This window comes from Acidovorax sp. BL-A-41-H1 (genome assembly GCF_051942715.1).
Window position 1 is genome coordinate 849,223 of the sequence record NZ_JBPVJQ010000003.1, and the last position, 15,848, is coordinate 865,070.

At 66.5% G+C, this 15,848-nt stretch carries 15 protein-coding genes; 12 read left to right on the plus strand and 3 right to left on the minus strand.

Going from position 1 to position 15,848, the window contains the following annotated elements:
- Window positions 1-79: 79 nt before the first annotated feature.
- Window positions 80-1,072: a lipase secretion chaperone gene (locus ACTPOI_RS04860; protein WP_440106956.1), complete on the minus strand. Its 993-nt coding sequence runs from the start codon at window positions 1,070-1,072 to the stop codon at window positions 80-82.
- Between the two features lie 3 nt (window positions 1,073-1,075).
- Window positions 1,076-2,017 carry a lipase family alpha/beta hydrolase gene (locus ACTPOI_RS04865; protein WP_440106958.1) on the minus strand — a complete coding sequence of 314 codons (942 nt, stop codon included), beginning with the start codon at window positions 2,015-2,017 and terminating at the stop codon, window positions 1,076-1,078.
- Between the two features lie 166 nt (window positions 2,018-2,183).
- Between ACTPOI_RS04865 and ACTPOI_RS04870 the strand changes: the two genes are divergently transcribed.
- The 6 genes from ACTPOI_RS04870 (at window position 2,184) to fabB (ending at window position 8,294) form a co-directional block, all read left to right on the plus strand.
- A complete protein-coding gene (locus ACTPOI_RS04870; RefSeq protein ID WP_069104681.1) occupies window positions 2,184-2,666 on the plus strand; it encodes an Lrp/AsnC family transcriptional regulator in 483 nt (160 codons plus the stop codon).
- 333 nt (window positions 2,667-2,999) lie between these two features.
- Window positions 3,000-3,734, plus strand: coding sequence for an N-acetyltransferase family protein (locus ACTPOI_RS04875; RefSeq protein WP_440106960.1), 735 nt, complete (start codon window positions 3,000-3,002; stop codon window positions 3,732-3,734).
- Window positions 3,735-3,873: 139 nt separating this feature from the next.
- Window positions 3,874-4,758, plus strand: coding sequence for an HlyC/CorC family transporter (locus ACTPOI_RS04880; protein ID WP_440106962.1), 885 nt, complete (start codon window positions 3,874-3,876; stop codon window positions 4,756-4,758).
- The gene (lnt, locus tag ACTPOI_RS04885) at window positions 4,758-6,392 is read left to right on the plus strand and encodes an apolipoprotein N-acyltransferase (protein ID WP_440106964.1); all 1,635 of its coding nucleotides are present in this window, start codon (window positions 4,758-4,760) and stop codon (window positions 6,390-6,392) included. Before ACTPOI_RS04880 ends, lnt begins: the two co-directional genes overlap by 1 nt.
- A 160-nt stretch (window positions 6,393-6,552) precedes the next feature.
- Window positions 6,553-7,074, plus strand: coding sequence for a 3-hydroxyacyl-[acyl-carrier-protein] dehydratase FabA (gene fabA / locus ACTPOI_RS04890; RefSeq protein WP_069106530.1), 522 nt, complete (start codon window positions 6,553-6,555; stop codon window positions 7,072-7,074).
- The gene (fabB, locus tag ACTPOI_RS04895) at window positions 7,071-8,294 is read left to right on the plus strand and encodes a beta-ketoacyl-ACP synthase I (RefSeq protein WP_440106966.1); all 1,224 of its coding nucleotides are present in this window, start codon (window positions 7,071-7,073) and stop codon (window positions 8,292-8,294) included. The genes fabA and fabB overlap by 4 nt, the downstream gene beginning before the upstream one ends.
- A gap of 45 nt (window positions 8,295-8,339) precedes the next feature.
- On the opposite strand, the gene ACTPOI_RS04900 is transcribed toward fabB, so the two are convergent.
- Window positions 8,340-9,275, minus strand: a complete 936-nt coding sequence (locus ACTPOI_RS04900; protein ID WP_440106968.1) for a LysR family transcriptional regulator — start codon at window positions 9,273-9,275, stop codon at window positions 8,340-8,342.
- Window positions 9,276-9,453: 178 nt separating this feature from the next.
- On the opposite strand from ACTPOI_RS04900, the gene ACTPOI_RS04905 reads away from it, so the two are divergent.
- From ACTPOI_RS04905 to ACTPOI_RS04930, 6 genes are all read left to right on the plus strand, one after another.
- Entirely contained in the window at window positions 9,454-10,542 is a 1,089-nt protein-coding gene (locus ACTPOI_RS04905; RefSeq protein WP_440106970.1) for a type II asparaginase, read from the plus strand.
- Window positions 10,543-10,987: 445 nt separating this feature from the next.
- Entirely contained in the window at window positions 10,988-11,902 is a 915-nt protein-coding gene (gene glyQ / locus ACTPOI_RS04910; RefSeq protein WP_300474139.1) for a glycine--tRNA ligase subunit alpha, read from the plus strand.
- A complete protein-coding gene (locus tag ACTPOI_RS04915; RefSeq protein ID WP_440106973.1) occupies window positions 11,902-12,204 on the plus strand; it encodes an antibiotic biosynthesis monooxygenase family protein in 303 nt (100 codons plus the stop codon). Before glyQ ends, ACTPOI_RS04915 begins: the two co-directional genes overlap by 1 nt.
- Window positions 12,205-12,212: 8 nt before the next feature.
- The gene (gene glyS, locus ACTPOI_RS04920) at window positions 12,213-14,354 is read left to right on the plus strand and encodes a glycine--tRNA ligase subunit beta (protein ID WP_440106975.1); all 2,142 of its coding nucleotides are present in this window, start codon (window positions 12,213-12,215) and stop codon (window positions 14,352-14,354) included.
- Window positions 14,355-14,399: 45 nt separating this feature from the next.
- Entirely contained in the window at window positions 14,400-14,981 is a 582-nt protein-coding gene (gene gmhB, locus ACTPOI_RS04925; protein WP_440106977.1) for a D-glycero-beta-D-manno-heptose 1,7-bisphosphate 7-phosphatase, read from the plus strand.
- 84 nt (window positions 14,982-15,065) lie between these two features.
- On the plus strand, window positions 15,066-15,845 hold the full coding sequence (locus tag ACTPOI_RS04930; protein ID WP_440106980.1) for a lysophospholipid acyltransferase family protein: 780 nt from the start codon (window positions 15,066-15,068) through the stop codon (window positions 15,843-15,845).
- Window positions 15,846-15,848: the final 3 nt, after the last annotated feature.

A 15,848-nucleotide genomic window follows, 5' to 3' on the forward strand; every position in this document is an offset into this window, starting at 1 on the left:
GATTGTTGCGAATCATCAATGGGTGGCGCAAATCCTGCGCGCTGCGCAGCTGCAGCGACGCAATCGGTGGGCGCTGCGGTCAGGAGCCGGCCTGCGTGCGCCGCAGGGCCAGCGCAGCATCCACGCGCTGCTGCTCTTCGCTGGAGAACAGCTGGTGGCGCAGTTGCTCGAGCGCCGCACCTTCGCCCTGCGCGGCGCGGGCCTGGCTGTACTGGTCCAGGCGCTGCTGCCAATGGCGTTCTTCCCGGTCGAGCTGGGCCATGGCTTGCGCGGCCGCTTCGCCGTACTGGGCGGCGCGGGTGGCGTGGCGCGTGGGGTCGTCGGTGTTCTGGGCGTTGAACGCGGCGGTCTGTGCGGCGGCGTCCAGGTGTGCGGTGGCTGCGCTGCGCTCGGCCCGGCGGTCTGCGGGCAGTTCGGCCTCGGCATCGCGCAGGGCTTTGGCCCGCTGCTCTGGCGTGAGCGCGGTGTTGCGCGCTATCTCCAGCCGGGCCAGCGTGTAGCGGTCCAGGTCCGCCTCGCGGGCAAACAGGGCGTCGTATTCGTCGCCATCAAAGAATTGCTGGCGCACCTTGTGGCGCGCCTCCAGCGCTTCGCGCAGCGCGCCGGGGTCGGTGGTGGCATCTTTGGGGGTGCGCAGCTGCCCCAGGGCCACGCGGTAGTCCACGTAGCGGCCCGCCAAGGCGAGCGCGCGCGGCACCAGGTCGGCCGGGAAATGTTTGCCGGCCAGCGCCGCCAGCCGGGCCTTGAGCATGGCCGGGTCGGTCACTTCGCCGTCCTGCGCTTCCATCAGGAGCGCTTCCAGCGTGTCGCGCAGGCCGTGCATCAGCAGGGGGTCGGTGGCCTGGCCGGGGCTGGCGCTGCGGCGCGCGGCAAAAAAGCTGTCTTCCATGGGCCGGCGCGGCGCGGCGTTGCCGCCGTTGCTCCCCGCCATCCCTGGCATGGCCGAAGACGCCCCCGCCGGCAGGGTGCCCACATCCGCACCAGAGGGTTCGCGCAGGCCCAGCCACCAGGCCAGGCCGGCCGCGGCCGCCACCAGCGCCAAGCCGGCGGCGAAAGCGCGGGTGCTGGCCACGGATTACAGGCCCTGCGCCTTCAGGCGGTTGGCGTGCTGGCGGTACAGCGTGACGGGGTCGGTCGAGAACCAGTCGCGCAGGCCCAGCAGCTGGTTGACTTCGTCCAGATGGTTCTGGCGGTAGTCACCCAGGTGGCGGCCCAGGCGCGATGAGCAGGCCGACACCAGGCCGTCATTGGCTTCGCCGAACACCAGGCTCATCACGCTGAGCAGACCGTCGCTGGCGTCCAGCACGTTGGTCAGGGGCAGGGTGCCTGTCCATGAGTAGTAGCGCACGCCGTTGACCAGCTCAGCCCCGCCGCCGCAGCCGGATGTGGGAACGCCCTGCGGAAAGCGCGTGTTGAACTTGGCCGAACCTGCGGTGGTGAGCGAATCAAGCGCTGCGGTGGGCATCTGGGGCAGGCCGCTGCCGCCAGAGGTGAGGTTGATCAGGCCGACCAGGGCCTTGGCGGCGGCGCTGGCCACGGCTTCAGATACCGAGCCTGCAGGCGCCACGCCGCGCAGGATGTCAGCGACGCGCGATCCGCGGTTGACGCCGCCGATCGACGTGACCGATGCCACCAGCTGTGGCGCCACGCCCGCCACGTAGCGCGTGGTGGGGCCGCCGTGCGAATGGCCCACCAGGTTGACCTTTTGCGCGCCGGTGATGGCCAGGATGGTCTTCACCTGGGCCAGCAGCTGCTCGCCGCGCACCTCGGTGCTGTTGGCAGCAGACACCTGTGCCACGTAAACCCGCGCGCCGCCCTGGCGCAGCGCATCCGGGATGCCGTAGAAGTAATCGATGCCCAGGGCTGAGTCGAAGCCGAACAGGCCATGCACCAGCACGATGGGGTAGCGCGTCTGGGTATAGCCGGTTTGGGCATGGGCGCTGGCCCCCAGCAGCAAAAGCCCTGCCGTGGCTGCCAGCGCAAGGCGCCGCAGAAAGCGGCTCAAAAATCCGGTCATGTCGTTGTCTCCGTTAATGTGGTTTTTTATGCTCGCAAAAACGAACGACCGTGCGTTTTTGCGAGCACTATTTTTTCTGCGGAGGCGGCGCTGTCACCATCAGGACATACCCGGGCATGCTGCGGGGCAAGCGCGCCTTTTTCCATAATTCGTAATATCCTGCGTCATGCAACCGATCAACGCACTCGACAAGCTGGACAAAGCCATCCTGCGCCGCCTGCAAGACAATGGCCGTGAAACCTACGACGTGATCGGAGAGCAGGTGGGCCTGTCGCCCAGTGCCGTGCTGCGCCGCGTCAAGCGGCTCGAAGAGGCCGGCATCATCAGCCGCTACGTGGCCCTCGTGCCGCCCGAGGCCGTGGGCCTGGGCCTCACGGCCTACCTGAACGTGCGGCTCGAAAAGCACACCGAAAGTCACAAACGCAACCCCATGGACCTGTTTCGCGCCAGCGTGCAGACCTGGCCCGAGGTGGTGGAATGCGCGTCCCTCACCGGCGAAATGGACTACCTCCTGCGCGTGGTGGTGGCCGACATGGCGCACTACAGCCGTTTCATCATGGACACCCTGCTCAAGCACCCGAGCGTGCAGGACTGCAAGACCAGCTTTGTGCTGGACCGGGTGAAGGCGACCACGGCTGTGCCGGTGTAGCGCGGCGTGGGTCATGCTTGCTTGCTCTGGCCGGGGCGTGGGTGTGTCGGCGTCGGGTCGCATGGGCAACAAGGTTGAGGTGCCGCAGGGTTGATCTGCGCGGCCTCGGGCGATACCCTGCGATCTCTCGGGTCGCGCGGCCCGCCGACACGGACTGCGGGCGCCGCATGCGGTAGGTAGAACTACTTGATGCGCTTCGCATTTCATAGCGCAAACCCAATGAGCACCCAGCCCGGAGGCCGATTTATGCCCCAATGGAGCCCCCTCACTAAATTGTTGCAGTGCAGCAAGCAGGTCTGGAAATGATCAGGGATAACCCTTATATTTCGAGCCATGATCGCAACAAAAGACTGGTTCAAGGCCTCCTGGGAAGCCGGCAGGGGCCTCTTGCACCCTGTGACGGCCCGTGCCTCGGATGAGGGCGAACGGTCAAAGGAGGCTCCCGTGATGGTTCCCATCCGTTCCCTGGGTCCCTCGTACCGCGAGCGGATCACGCAGCACCTGCTGCAGCTCGAGCCTGCCGACCGCTACCTGCGCTTTGGCTACGCCGCCAATGACGAGCAGATCCGCCGTTACGCCGAGCAGCTGGACTTTGACCGCGACGAAATTTTTGGCATTTACAACCGCCGCCTCGAACTCATTGCGATGGCGCACCTGGCGTTTTCCGAGCACCCCGAGCACAAGCACTGTGCAGAGTTTGGCGTGTCGGTGCTCAAGCAGGCACGCGGCCGTGGCTTTGGTGCCCGGCTGTTCGAGCGCGCGGTAATGCACGCCCGCAACGAGGGCGTGAACATGGTGTTCATCCATGCGCTGTCGGAAAACACGGCCATGCTCAAGATTGCCCGCAATGCGGGTGCCACCGTGCGCCGCGACGGGTCCGAATCAGAGGCTTACCTGCAACTCCCGCCCGCCAGCCTGGATACGCGCATGACCGAGATGGTCGAGCAGCAGATTGCCGAGGTGGACTACCAGCTCAAGCGGCAGGCCAAGCAGTTCTGGGATTTCCTGGCCAGCGTGCAGGAAGTGCGCAGCGGCGTGCAGGACGCCCGCCACAAGTCCGCGGAGTAGTCCCGCCTTTGGGGCGCCCTGCCGCGTCAGGCAGGGCAGCGTGGTAGCCGCGGGACGTGCAGTCCGCGTCTGACGGCACCCTGTCATGGCGATCCGCTATCCTAGGGGCCTGATTCACTACCGCACGTCGTGCACTCCAGTGTCTGACCCGCACCCCGCGCACCCCGGGCGACCGCCCGAACGGGAAGACAAGCGCACCTTCCTGCAAAAAGTGGCCGAGTTCATTCACCCGGGGCCTGATTCCCGGGAAGAGCTCATCGAAACCCTGGCCGATGCCGAAGACAACGACGTCATCGGCGCCGAATCCCGCGTGATGCTCGAGCGTGTCATCCGCATGGCCGACATGAGCGCGCGCGACGTGATGGTGGCCACCCCGCGCATGGATCTGGTCAACATCGACGCGCCCTTTGAAGACCTGCTGCATCTGGTGATCACCACCGCGCATTCGCGGTTTCCGGTCTACCAGGGCGAGCGTGACAACATCATCGGCATCCTGATGGCCAAGGACCTGCTCAAGCTGCAGCGGGCGCCTGAGCTGAACATCCGCGCGCTGCTGCGCCCGGCGGTGTTCGTGCCCGAGAGCAAGGGCCTGAACGACCTGCTGCGCGAATTCCGCGGCAACCGCAACCACCTGGCCATCGTCATCGATGAGTTCGGCCGCGTGGCGGGCCTCGTCACCATCGAAGACGTGCTCGAACAGATCGTGGGCGAGATCGAGGACGAGTTCGACATTCCCGAGGACAACGGCGACATCTTCGGCCTGGCCGACCGCACCTACCGCGTGAGCGGCGACACGCCGGTGGAGCGCGTGGCCGAAGCGTTTGAAGTGACCTTGCAGGGCAGCGACCCCGATGCGCATTTCGACACCATCGGCGGGTTGATTGCCCACGAGATGGGCCACCTGCCGCGCCGCGGCGAACTGGTGCAGCTCGGCGGGCTGCAGTTTGTGGTGCTCCATGCCAAGGGCGGATCGGTGCGCTGGTTCAAGGTATCGCGGGTCGACGACACCAGCGCTGACGGCTGATGGCGCGCAGCCGATCCCTGGCGGGGCTGCCGTTGACCCTGCAGTGCGCGCTGGCGCTGGTCGCGGGTCTGGCCCAGGCCGCATCCTTGGCGTGGCCGGGCACAGGGCGGCCGCTGTGGTGGCTACAGATGCTCTCGATGATGGTGCTGGCCGCGCTGCTGCTACACGCACAGCGGCACGCGGCGCCGTTTCGGCGCGGGGCTCTGCTGGGCGGCATATTTGCAACCGCCTGGCTCGCGGGCACGTTCTGGTGGCTGTTCATATCGATGCATACCTACGGCGGGCTGGCGGCGCCGCTGGCGGTGGCTGCGGTACTGGGGCTGGCCGCCTTCCTGGGCAGCTACTACGCAGTCGTTTTGGGGCTTTTTTGCAGCCTGGCCCCCGTCAATCGTGCCTTATCAGCTATCGTTTTCGGAGCATTCTGGATGCTGGCCGAGCTGGCGCGCGCCACGTGGTGGACGGGCTTCCCGTGGGGCGCTGTGGGCTACGCCCATGTGGATGGACCTCTGGGTGTGCTGGCGCGCAGCGTGGGCGTGTACGGCGTGGGCGCGGTGGCAGCAGCGCTGGCCATGCTGCTGGTGGAGTGCCGCCCCGCGCATCTGCGCAGCGCGCGGGCCTGGGCCCTGGCGGTCGGGCTGGTGGCGGTGTGGGGTGCGGCGGCCGTGCAGCGCCACTGCGCAGTCGAGCTGTGCCACACACCTGCAGCCCCCGCTGCCGCGCCCCTTACGCTGGAGCTGCTGCAGGGCAACATCCCGCAGGATGAGAAGTTCCAGCCCGGCAGCGGCGTGCCCCTGGCGCTCAAGTGGTATGCCGACACCCTCAAGGCCGCCACGGCCGACCTGGTGGTGGCCCCCGAAACCGCCATTCCGCTCTTGCCCCAGCAGCTGATACCCGGCTACCTCGAAGGCATTGGCGTGCACTTTGCACAGTCGGGCCGCGCCGTGTTGCTGGGCATCCCCATGGGGGACGAGGCGCAGGGCTACACCAACTCGGTGCTGGGCATGGGCCCGGGGCAGGGCGATGCGGCATCGGCCTACCGGTACGACAAGCACCATCTGGTGCCCTTTGGCGAATTCATCCCACCTTTCTTCCGGTGGTTCACGGCCATGATGAACATCCCCTTGGGCGACTTCAACCGCGGTGCGGTGGGGCAGCCTTCATTTGAGTGGAAAGGGCAGCGTATTGCGCCCAACATCTGCTATGAGGATCTCTTTGGTGAAGAAATCGGTGCGCGCTTCATCGACCCGGCGCAGGCCCCCACAGTGCTGCTCAACTTCAGCAACATCGGCTGGTTTGGCGATTCGCTGGCCATCGACCAGCACCTGCACATCAGCCGCATGCGGGCGATGGAGTTCGAGCGGCCGATGGTGCGCGCCACCAACACCGGTGCCACCGCCGTCATCGACCACCGCGGCGTGGTCACCCACGCATTGCAGCGCCACACACGCGGTGTGCTGCGGGCCGAGGTGCACGGCCGCGGAGTGGATGCCGCCAGCGGCTGGGCGATCACGCCTTACGCATGGTGGGTATCCCGGTGGGGGCTGTGGCCGCTGTGGGCCCTGGGGGTACTGGCGCTGGCGGGGGCGATGTTCGCCGCCCGCGCTGCAAGGGGGCGCCGGGGGCGTGGACATTGATCCAGGTCAGGCACCCGGCCCGGCCCCGCGGGTGCCTGCGCCGCCCCGTGTTTAGAGGCGGCTCCCTATGCCTTGATAATGGAGCCCCGCAGGCGGGGGCTTGCGGTCGAAAAATGATGAATTCAAGCGGGTACACCGCGGTTCTGGAGCACGATTGAAGATGGCTGATTCCTTTTCCTACGAACAACTGATTGCCTCGGGCGAAGGCCGGTTGTTCGGCGCCGACAGTGGCCGCCTGCCGCTGCCGCCCATGCTGATGTTCGACCGCATCACGCACATCGACGGCGATGGCGGTGCCCACGGGCTGGGAATGATCCGCGCCGAACTCGACGTGAAACCGGACCTGTGGTTCTTTGCCTGCCACTTCCAGGGCGACCCGGTCATGCCCGGCTGCCTGGGGCTGGATGCCATGTGGCAGCTGATCGGCTTTTACCTGACCTGGCTGCAGCTGCCGGGCCGTGGTCGCGCATTGGGTGCAGGCGAGGTCAAGTTCACCGGCGAGGTGGGCCCTGATGTGAAGCTGGTCACCTACGAAATCGACATCAAGCGCGTCATCAAGCGCAAGCTGGTCATGGCCATTGGCGATGCCCGCCTGCTGGCCGATGGCAAGGAAATCTATGTAGCCAACGACCTGCGTGTGGGCCTGTTCAAGCGCGAGGAAGACGGCAAGGACGCAGCATGACCTCCAAGAAGCGCGTAGTCATCACCGGCGCGGGCATCGTCTCGTGCATTGGCAACGACCTGGCCACCGTGGAAGCCGCGCTGCGCGCGGGCACCAGCGGCATCAAGGCCGTGGAAAAGTTCAAGGAACTGGGCCTGCGCAGCCAGGTGGGCGGCGCACCCGAGATCGACATCGAAGCGCGCATCGACCGCAAGCAGCTGCGTTTCATGGGCGATGCGGCGGCCTATGCCCAGATTGCGTTGGAAGACGCCATCGCGCAGGCCGGCCTCACGCCTGAGCAGGTGAGCCACCCGCGCACCGGGCTCATCATGGGCTCGGGCGGCGGCTCGCCCGCCAACCAGATCGAAGCGGCCGACACGCTGCGCGAAAAGGGCATCCGCCGCGTGGGGCCCTATCAGGTCACGCGCTGCATGAGCAGCACAGTGTCTGCCTGCCTGGCCACCAACTTCAAGGTCAAGGGCATCAATTACTCCATCACTTCGGCCTGCTCCACCTCGGCCCACTGCATTGGCGCAGCTGCGCAGCAGATCGCCTGGGGCGTGCAGGACGTGATGTTTGCGGGCGGTGGCGAAGAGCTGAGCTGGGGCATGTCGCTGCTGTTTGACGGCATGGGCGCCATGTCGAGCAAGTACAACGAAACGCCCGAGAAAGCCTCGCGCGCCTACGACGCCAACCGCGATGGCTTCGTGATTGCCGGCGGCGGCGGTGCCGTGGTGCTGGAAAGCCTGGAGCATGCCCTGGCCCGTGGCGCCAACATCCTGGCCGAGGTGGTGGGCTTTGGCGCCACCAGCGACGGCGAAGACATGGTGGCCCCCTCCGGCGACGGCGCCATTGCCTGCATGCAGCAAGCGATGGAGGGGCTCGATGCCCCCATCGACTACATCAACACCCACGGCACCTCCACCCCCGTGGGCGACATGCAGGAAGTACGCGCCATGCGTGCGCTGTTTGGCGACAAGGTGCCCCCGTTCTCGTCCACCAAGTCGCTCACCGGCCACTCGCTGGGCGCGACCGGCGTGCAGGAAGCCATCTACTGCATGATCATGCTGAACAAGGGCTTCATTGCGGGGTCGGCCAATGTTGAAACGCCCGACGCGGCGCTGGGCGACATGCCGCTGGTCACCCAAACGCGCGATGCGCAGCTGACCACGGTGCTGTCCAACAGCTTCGGCTTTGGCGGCACCAACGCCAGCCTGGTGCTGCGCCGCTGGACAGACTGAGCGATCTGCTGGCGCGCCTTGCGCCTCGGTCGTGAGCCCGCCCCGCTAACGCGGAGGCGGGTTTTTCTTTTCTGCGGCAGGCGTTCGCGGCGAGAGCGCAGAGTGCAGCAGCCCCGGCAGCATCGCCAGCATGCGCGTGGCGTGCAGGCCCGGCGGATGCGCGCGGGCCTGGTAGCTGTAGAGCGACATGGGCGGCAGCTCATGCAGCTCCAGCGTGACGAACTGCGCCGGGTCCAGACGGGCAGCGGTGAAAAAGTCCACTACCGTCCAGCCCATGCCCAGCTTCACGAGTTCCAGCGCCAGGCGCGAGGTCTGCACCTGCACGCCCGGGCCGTCCGGCGCGGCCATGCGCTGGGCCAGGTCGTCAATGGCCTGCCGCATCGGATCGTCGCCCACGAGGCGGATCACGGGTACGCGGGCGAGGCGCGCGGCGGGCGTGGCGGCACGCGGCGCGCGGCTCCACAGCGCGGGCGCCACAGCCAGGTACATGCGTCCGCTCACCAGCAGTTCGCTGCCCACCTGCGGGTGCGGGTGCTTGAAGAAACCCAGCCCAAAGTCCACGCTGCGCGTGAGCAGCGCCTGCGTCATCTGGTCCTGGTGCAGGGTGCGCACCTCCACCCCCACCTGCGGGTGCTGCGCCGCGTGCTGATGCAGCAGGCGCGGCAAAAACTCGTGGCTCACCGAAGGAATGGCTGCCAGCCGCACATCGCCCGAATCGCTGGTAGCCAGGTTGCGGGCAGTGCGCTTCAAGGCATCGAGCTGGCGGTAGATGCCAGTGGATTCCGATGCCAGCACCTGTGCCTCGGGCGTGGGCGTGAGACCGGCCGGGGTGCGCACAAACAGGCGGTAGCCCAGTTGCAGCTCGGTATGTGCCACCGCCTTGCTCACGGCCGACGGGGTGATGCACAGCAGGCGCGCTGCAGCGCTCATGTTGCCAGTCTGGAAAACGGCCTGGAAGACTTCAAGCTGGCGCAGGTTCATGGCAATGGGTGCGTTATCACGCGGCAGCTGAGATGTGAATTTCGCTCATAGGCATGCAGCGATTATTCCATCCGATTGTGTCTGGATGTCTCATACCATCCGGCACCGCCTCAACAGGGCGGCGCCGGGCGTCCCGCCATCCGCGGGCGCCGCGCACAAAAAACCGGAGACCTCGTTCATGCACCTGTCTTTTGCTTCTTCTTCAACGTCCATCACGCGCCGCTGGTTTGCGGGCGTGGTGTTCTCGGCCCTGTCGTCTGTGGCGCTGGCCCAGGCGGCCAAGCCCCATGTGGTCGTGCTGGCCACCGGGGGCACCATTGCTGGCGCCGGTGCATCGGCAGCCAACAGCGCCACCTACGCTGCCGCCAAGGTGCCGGTCGACAAGCTGCTGGCTGGCCTGCCCGAGCTGGCCAACGTGGCCAAGGTCACGGGCGAGCAGGTCTTCCAGATCGCCTCTGAGAGCTTCACCAACGACCACCTGCTCAAGCTGGGGCAGCGCGTTTCGGCCCTGGCCAAGCAGCAGGATGTGGACGGTATCGTCATCACCCACGGCACCGACACGCTGGAAGAAACCGCGTACTTCCTGAACCTGGTGGTGCGCACGTCCAAGCCCATCGTGGTGGTGGGCTCCATGCGCCCCGGTACGGCCCTGTCGGCCGACGGCGCGCTGAACCTCTATAACGCGGTGGGCGTGGCCGCCAGCAAGGATGCCGCCGGCAAGGGTGTGCTCGTCAGCATGAACGACGAAATCCAGACCGGCCGCGATGTAAGCAAGTCCATCAACATCAAGACCGAGGCCTTCAAGAGCCAGTGGGGCCCGCTGGGCATGGTGGTCGAGGGCAAGAACTACTGGTTCCGCGCCCCGGTCAAGCGCCACACCACGCAATCCGAGTTCAACATCGACGACATCAAGGCGCTGCCCGCCGTGGACATCGTGTACGGCTACGCCAACATGAATACGACCGGCATCGAGGCTTATGGCAAGGCCGGTGTGAAGGCGCTGGTGCATGCGGGCACCGGCAACGGCTCGGTGGCGGCGCAAGCGGTCGAATCGCTCAAGACCCTGCGCGGCCAGGGCGTGCAGATCGTCCGTTCGGCCCGCGTGCCCGATGGCTTTGTGCTGCGCAATGCCGAGCAGCCCGATGACAAGTATGACTGGGTGGTGGCCCACGACCTGCGCCCGCAAAAGGCCCGCATTCTGGCGATGGTGGCGCTGACCCGGACGAATGACAGCAAGGAACTGCAGCGGATCTTCTGGGAGTATTGATCCCCCCCTGAGTCGCTTCGCGCCTTCCCCCCTGGGGGGGACGCCCCCAGCGCGGCGGGGCGGCCCTTGCGCGGGGGCGCTGGCACAGGCAGCGCTCGTTGATGCGGGCATGGGCCCATCTGGCGCGGAGAGTATTTGAGAGAACTTGGCGCACTACATGTGCGCCGACAGGCTGCCTGAAACGGTGGTCACTGGTGCGCAACGGCTTACCGCTTGCGTGGCTGGTTGGGAAGGCTGGGGCTCCAAAAGGGCTCCGGCCTTTTTTCATGGGCGGCTGGCCGCTGTGCCACATGGCGGGCGGCCTGCGGCGGCGCCGTAAAATCAACGGTTTGCGTGTTCTCCATTGCGCGCGGCTTCTGCGGGGCCGCCGATGTCGGTGCGCCGCAGTCCCTGTTTCCACACTTCCAAGTTCGGCCTGGCTTGCCAGTGCCCACCATTTCTGACCATGTTGACCTTCCAGCAAATCATCCTGAAGCTGCAGTCCTACTGGGACGCGCAGGGTTGCGCGCTTTTGCAGCCCTATGACATGGAAGTGGGCGCAGGCACCTCGCACACCGCCACCTTCCTGCGCGCCATCGGCCCCGAGCCCTGGAAGGCTGCTTACGTGCAGCCCAGCCGCCGCCCCAAGGACGGCCGCTACGGCGAGAACCCCAATCGCCTGCAGCACTACTACCAGTACCAGGTGGTGCTCAAGCCCGCGCCAGCCAACATCCTGGAGCTGTATCTGGGCAGCCTCGAAGCCCTGGGCTTTGACCTCAAGAAGAACGACATCCGCTTTGTGGAAGACGACTGGGAGAACCCCACTCTGGGCGCCTGGGGCCTGGGCTGGGAGGTGTGGCTCAACGGCATGGAGGTGACGCAGTTCACCTATTTCCAGCAAGTGGGCGGCATCGACTGCAAGCCCGCCACCGGCGAAATCACCTACGGCCTGGAGCGCCTGGCCATGTACCTGCAGGGCGTGGACAACGTCTACAACCTCAAGTGGACCGACACCCTGAGCTACGGCGACGTGTACAAGCAAAACGAGGTGGAGCAGTCCACCTACAACTTCGAGCACTCGGACGCCGACTTTCTGTTCACCGCCTTCAACGCGCACGAAAAGCAGGCCAAGTACCTCATGGAGCAGCAACTGGCCCTGCCCGCGTACGAGCAGGTGCTCAAGGCGGCGCACAGCTTCAACCTGCTGGATGCGCGCGGCGCCATCAGCGTGACGGAGCGCGCTGCGTACATCGGCCGCATCCGCAACCTGGCCCGCAGCGTGGCGCAAAGCTACTACGAAAGCCGCGAGCGCCTGGGCTTCCCCATGGCTCCGCGCGAGTGGGTCGAGCAGATGGCCCCCACGGCCAAAAAGGCCGCCTGATGATTCTCGAGATTGCCACCCTGCAGATCAAGCCCGGCCAGACGGCCGCGTTTGAGCAGGCCTTTGCGCAGGCGCAGCGCATCATTGCGTCCATGCCCGGCTACCTGGGGCACGAGCTGCAGCACTGCCTGGAAGACGACCACCAGTACGTGCTGCTGGTGCGCTGGGCCACGCTGCAGGACCATACCGAGGGCTTTCGCGGCTCTGCCCAATACCAGGAATGGCGCACGCTGCTGCACCATTTCTACGACCCCTTTCCCACCGTGCTGCACTACAGCGCGGTCACGCCGTCTTTGAGCTGATCGATCCCATGACCACCCAAAATCTCCTCGTTGAACTGTTTGTGGAAGAGCTGCCCCCGAAGGCGCTGCAGAAACTGGGCGATGCCTTCGCGACTGTGCTGGCCGACCAGCTCAAGGCTCTGGGCCTTGCCACCGCAGCATCGGCCGTGACGCCCTTTGCCTCGCCCCGCCGCCTGGCCGCGCATGTGACGGCTGTGGCCGACAAGGCGGCCGACAAAGCCGTGCAGCAAAAGCTGATGCCCGTGACCGTAGGCCTTCAGGCTGACGGCAACGCCACGCCCGCCCTGCTGAAAAAGCTGCAGGCGCTGGGTGCGGATGTGTCTGACCCGGCAGCCGCCGTGGCCGCACTGAAGCGCGCGCAGGACGGCAAGGCGGAGGCGCTGTTCTACGACAGCGTGGTGCCCGGCGCGACGCTGCAGGCAGGCCTGCAAAAGGCCCTGGATGAAGCTATCGCCAAGCTGCCCATCCCCAAGGTCATGAGCTACCAGCTCGAAACCGACTGCGAGCTGCCCGGCTGGACCAGTGTGAACTTTGTGCGCCCCGCGCACGGCCTGGTGGCGCTGCATGGCAGCACCGTGGTGCCCGTCAAGGCGCTGGGCCTCACGGCTGGCAACAGCACGCAGGGCCACCGCTTTGAAGCCGCCGTGTCGCCCGTGGTGCTGGCGGACGCCGACAGCTACGCCGCCACGCTGCGCAAGGACGGTGCCGTGATCGCATCGTTTGCCGAGCGCAAGGCCGAAATCGCGCGCCAGCTGGCTGCTGCCGCCGCCAAGGTCGGCAACGGCGCCCGCCCCATTGAAGACGAGGCATTGCTCGACGAAGTCACCGCGCTGGTCGAGCGGCCCAACGTGGTCATCTGCCAGTTCGAAGAGCAATTCCTGGGCGTGCCGCAGGAGTGCCTCATCCTCACGATGAAGGCCAACCAGAAGTACTTCCCGCTTCTGGACGCCGCTGGCAAGCTGACCAACAAGTTCCTGGTGGTCAGCAACATCAGCCCCGAAGACACCAGCTTTGTGACCGGCGGCAACGAGCGCGTGGTGCGCCCGCGCCTGGCCGACGCAAAGTTCTTCTTCGACCAGGACCGCAAGAAGACGCTGGCCTCGCGCGTCGAAGGCCTGGGCAAGGTCGTATACCACAACAAGCTGGGCACGCAGGGCGAGCGCGTGGAGCGCGTGCGGGCCATCGCGAAGGCGATTGCAACGCAGCTGGGCGATGCGCAACTGGTGCAGGACGCCGACAAGGCCGCGCAACTGGCCAAGACCGATCTCGTGACCGACATGGTGGGCGAGTTCCCCGAGCTGCAGGGCATCATGGGCGGCTACTACGCCCTGAACGACGGCCTGGGCGAAACCGTGGCCCACGCCATTGAAGACCACTACAAGCCCCGCTTTGCGGGCGACGCCCTGCCGCGCAACATGGCGGGCGTGGTGGTGGCGCTGGCTGACAAGCTCGAAACCCTGGTGGGCATGTTCGGCATCGGCAACCTGCCCACCGGCGACCGCGACCCGTTTGCGCTGCGTCGCCATGCGCTGGGCGTGATCCGCATGCTGGTTGAAAAAGACCTGCCGCTGGACTTGAGCGCGCTGCTGGCTGGTGCCGTGCCTGCCTTCGGCGACAAGATCACCGACGCGTCTGCCGCGCTGGCTGATTTCATCTACGACCGCCTGGCCGGCAGCCTGCGCGAGCAAGGCTACAGCGCCCAGGAAGTCGACGCCGTGCTGGCCCTGCGCCCGCAGCGCTTGGCCCTGATCGAAAAGCAGCTGGCCGCCGTGCGCGCCTTCGCCTCGCTGCCCGAAGCTCCGGCCCTGGCCGCTGCCAACAAGCGCGTGGGTAACATCCTGAAAAAGGCTGAAGTCGAAGGTCCGGTGGATGCCCACGTCAACCCCGCGCTGCTGGCCGAGCAGGCTGAAAAAGACCTGTTCGTCGCGCTGCAGCGCTTTGTGCCCGAGGCCGATGCGCAGTACGACGCCGGCGACTACACAGCCAGCCTGCAGACCCTGGCCGTGCTGCGCGCGCCGGTGGATGCGTTTTTTGACGACGTGATGGTCAACGCCGAGCAGCTGGACTTGCGCCTGAACCGCCAGGGCCTGCTCAAGAGCCTGCACAAGGCCATGAACCGCGTGGCCGACTTGTCGCGCCTGGTGGCCTGACGGCACCGGCGTGCCACACTGGCGCCTTACTCCGGGACACGCCCCATGAAACTCGCCATCCTCGACCGCGACGGCACGCTCAACCCGCTGGGCGACGAGTACATCACCTCGCCCGAGGAGTGGACGCCCGTGCCTGGCGCGCTGGAGGCCATCGCGCGGCTCAACCATGCGGGCTGGCATGTGGTGGTGGCCACCAACCAGCCGGGGCTGGGGCGCGGGCTGTTTGACGTGGTGGCGCTCAACGCCATCCACGCCAAGATGCACCGGCAGCTCGCTGCGCTGGGCGGGCGTATCGACGCCGTCTTTTACTGCCCGCACGCGGCGGACGAGGAGTGCACGTGCCGCAAGCCGGCGCCGGGCCTGCTGGAGCAGATCTGCGAGCGCTATGGCGCCGAGCGTTCCGAGGTCCAGGTGGTGGGCAGCTGTGCCGCCCATTTGCAGGCGGGCGCAACCCTGGGCGCACAGCTGCACCTGGTGTGCACGGGCCGCTCGGCAGACGTGGATGCCGCAGCGACCGCGCTGCCAGCTGGTGTGCCGCCCGGCACCCGCATGCACGCCAGCCTGGGCGATTTTGCAAGCCGCCTTCTTCCGACCGCGCCTGGTTCCAGGCCGCCGGTGCCGGCCTGATGGACCTTCAATCAGTTTGATATCCATTTCATAGCGTCTGGTGCATGTAATTCAAGCGCCAGAGGCATAAAACACTCAAAATCCATGGCTTTCATCCGCTCTGTCATTCACCTCATCTGGATGGGCATCACCGTGGTGCCGTATGCGCTGGCCATCATGCTGGGCACGCTGCTGGGGGTGCGGGGCCTGCCGCTGTACCGCATTGCGCGGGCGTGGCTGTCGCTGTGCATCAGCGGCGCGCGGGTGGTGCTGGGCATTCGCCCCCACATCATCGGCATGGAAAACCTGCCGCAGGGCGTGAACGAGGGCGCCATCCTGCTGGTCAAACACCAGTCCACGTATGAGACGTTTCTGATGCCGGTGATCATGCCGCACCCCCTGGCGTACGTGTTCAAGAAGGAGCTGCTGCACGTACCGTTCTTTGGTTGGGCCATCGGCCGGCTCGACATGATCCACATCGACCGCAACCAGCGCGCGCAGGCCTTCAACAAGGTGGTGCAGCAAGGCAAGGACCTGCTGGCCAAGGGCATCTGGATCATCATGTTCCCCGAGGGCACGCGCATCGAGCGCGGGCAAAAGGGCACGTACAAGACCGGCGGCACGCGCCTGGCGATCGATACCGGCGCACCGGTGATTCCCATCGCGGTCACGTCCGCCAAGGCGTGGCCGCGCAAGGCGTTCATCAAGCGCCCGGGCGTGGTCGAGGTGTCCATCGGCAAGCCCATCCCCAGCACCGGCCGCCAGCCCGAGGAGCTGATGCGCGAGGTGGAAGACTGGATCGAGGCCGAGATGCGCCGCCTGGATCCGGATGCCTACCCCGCGCCTGTCGCGGCGCGAGCACCGCGCGCCGCGGACGGCAGCTGAACG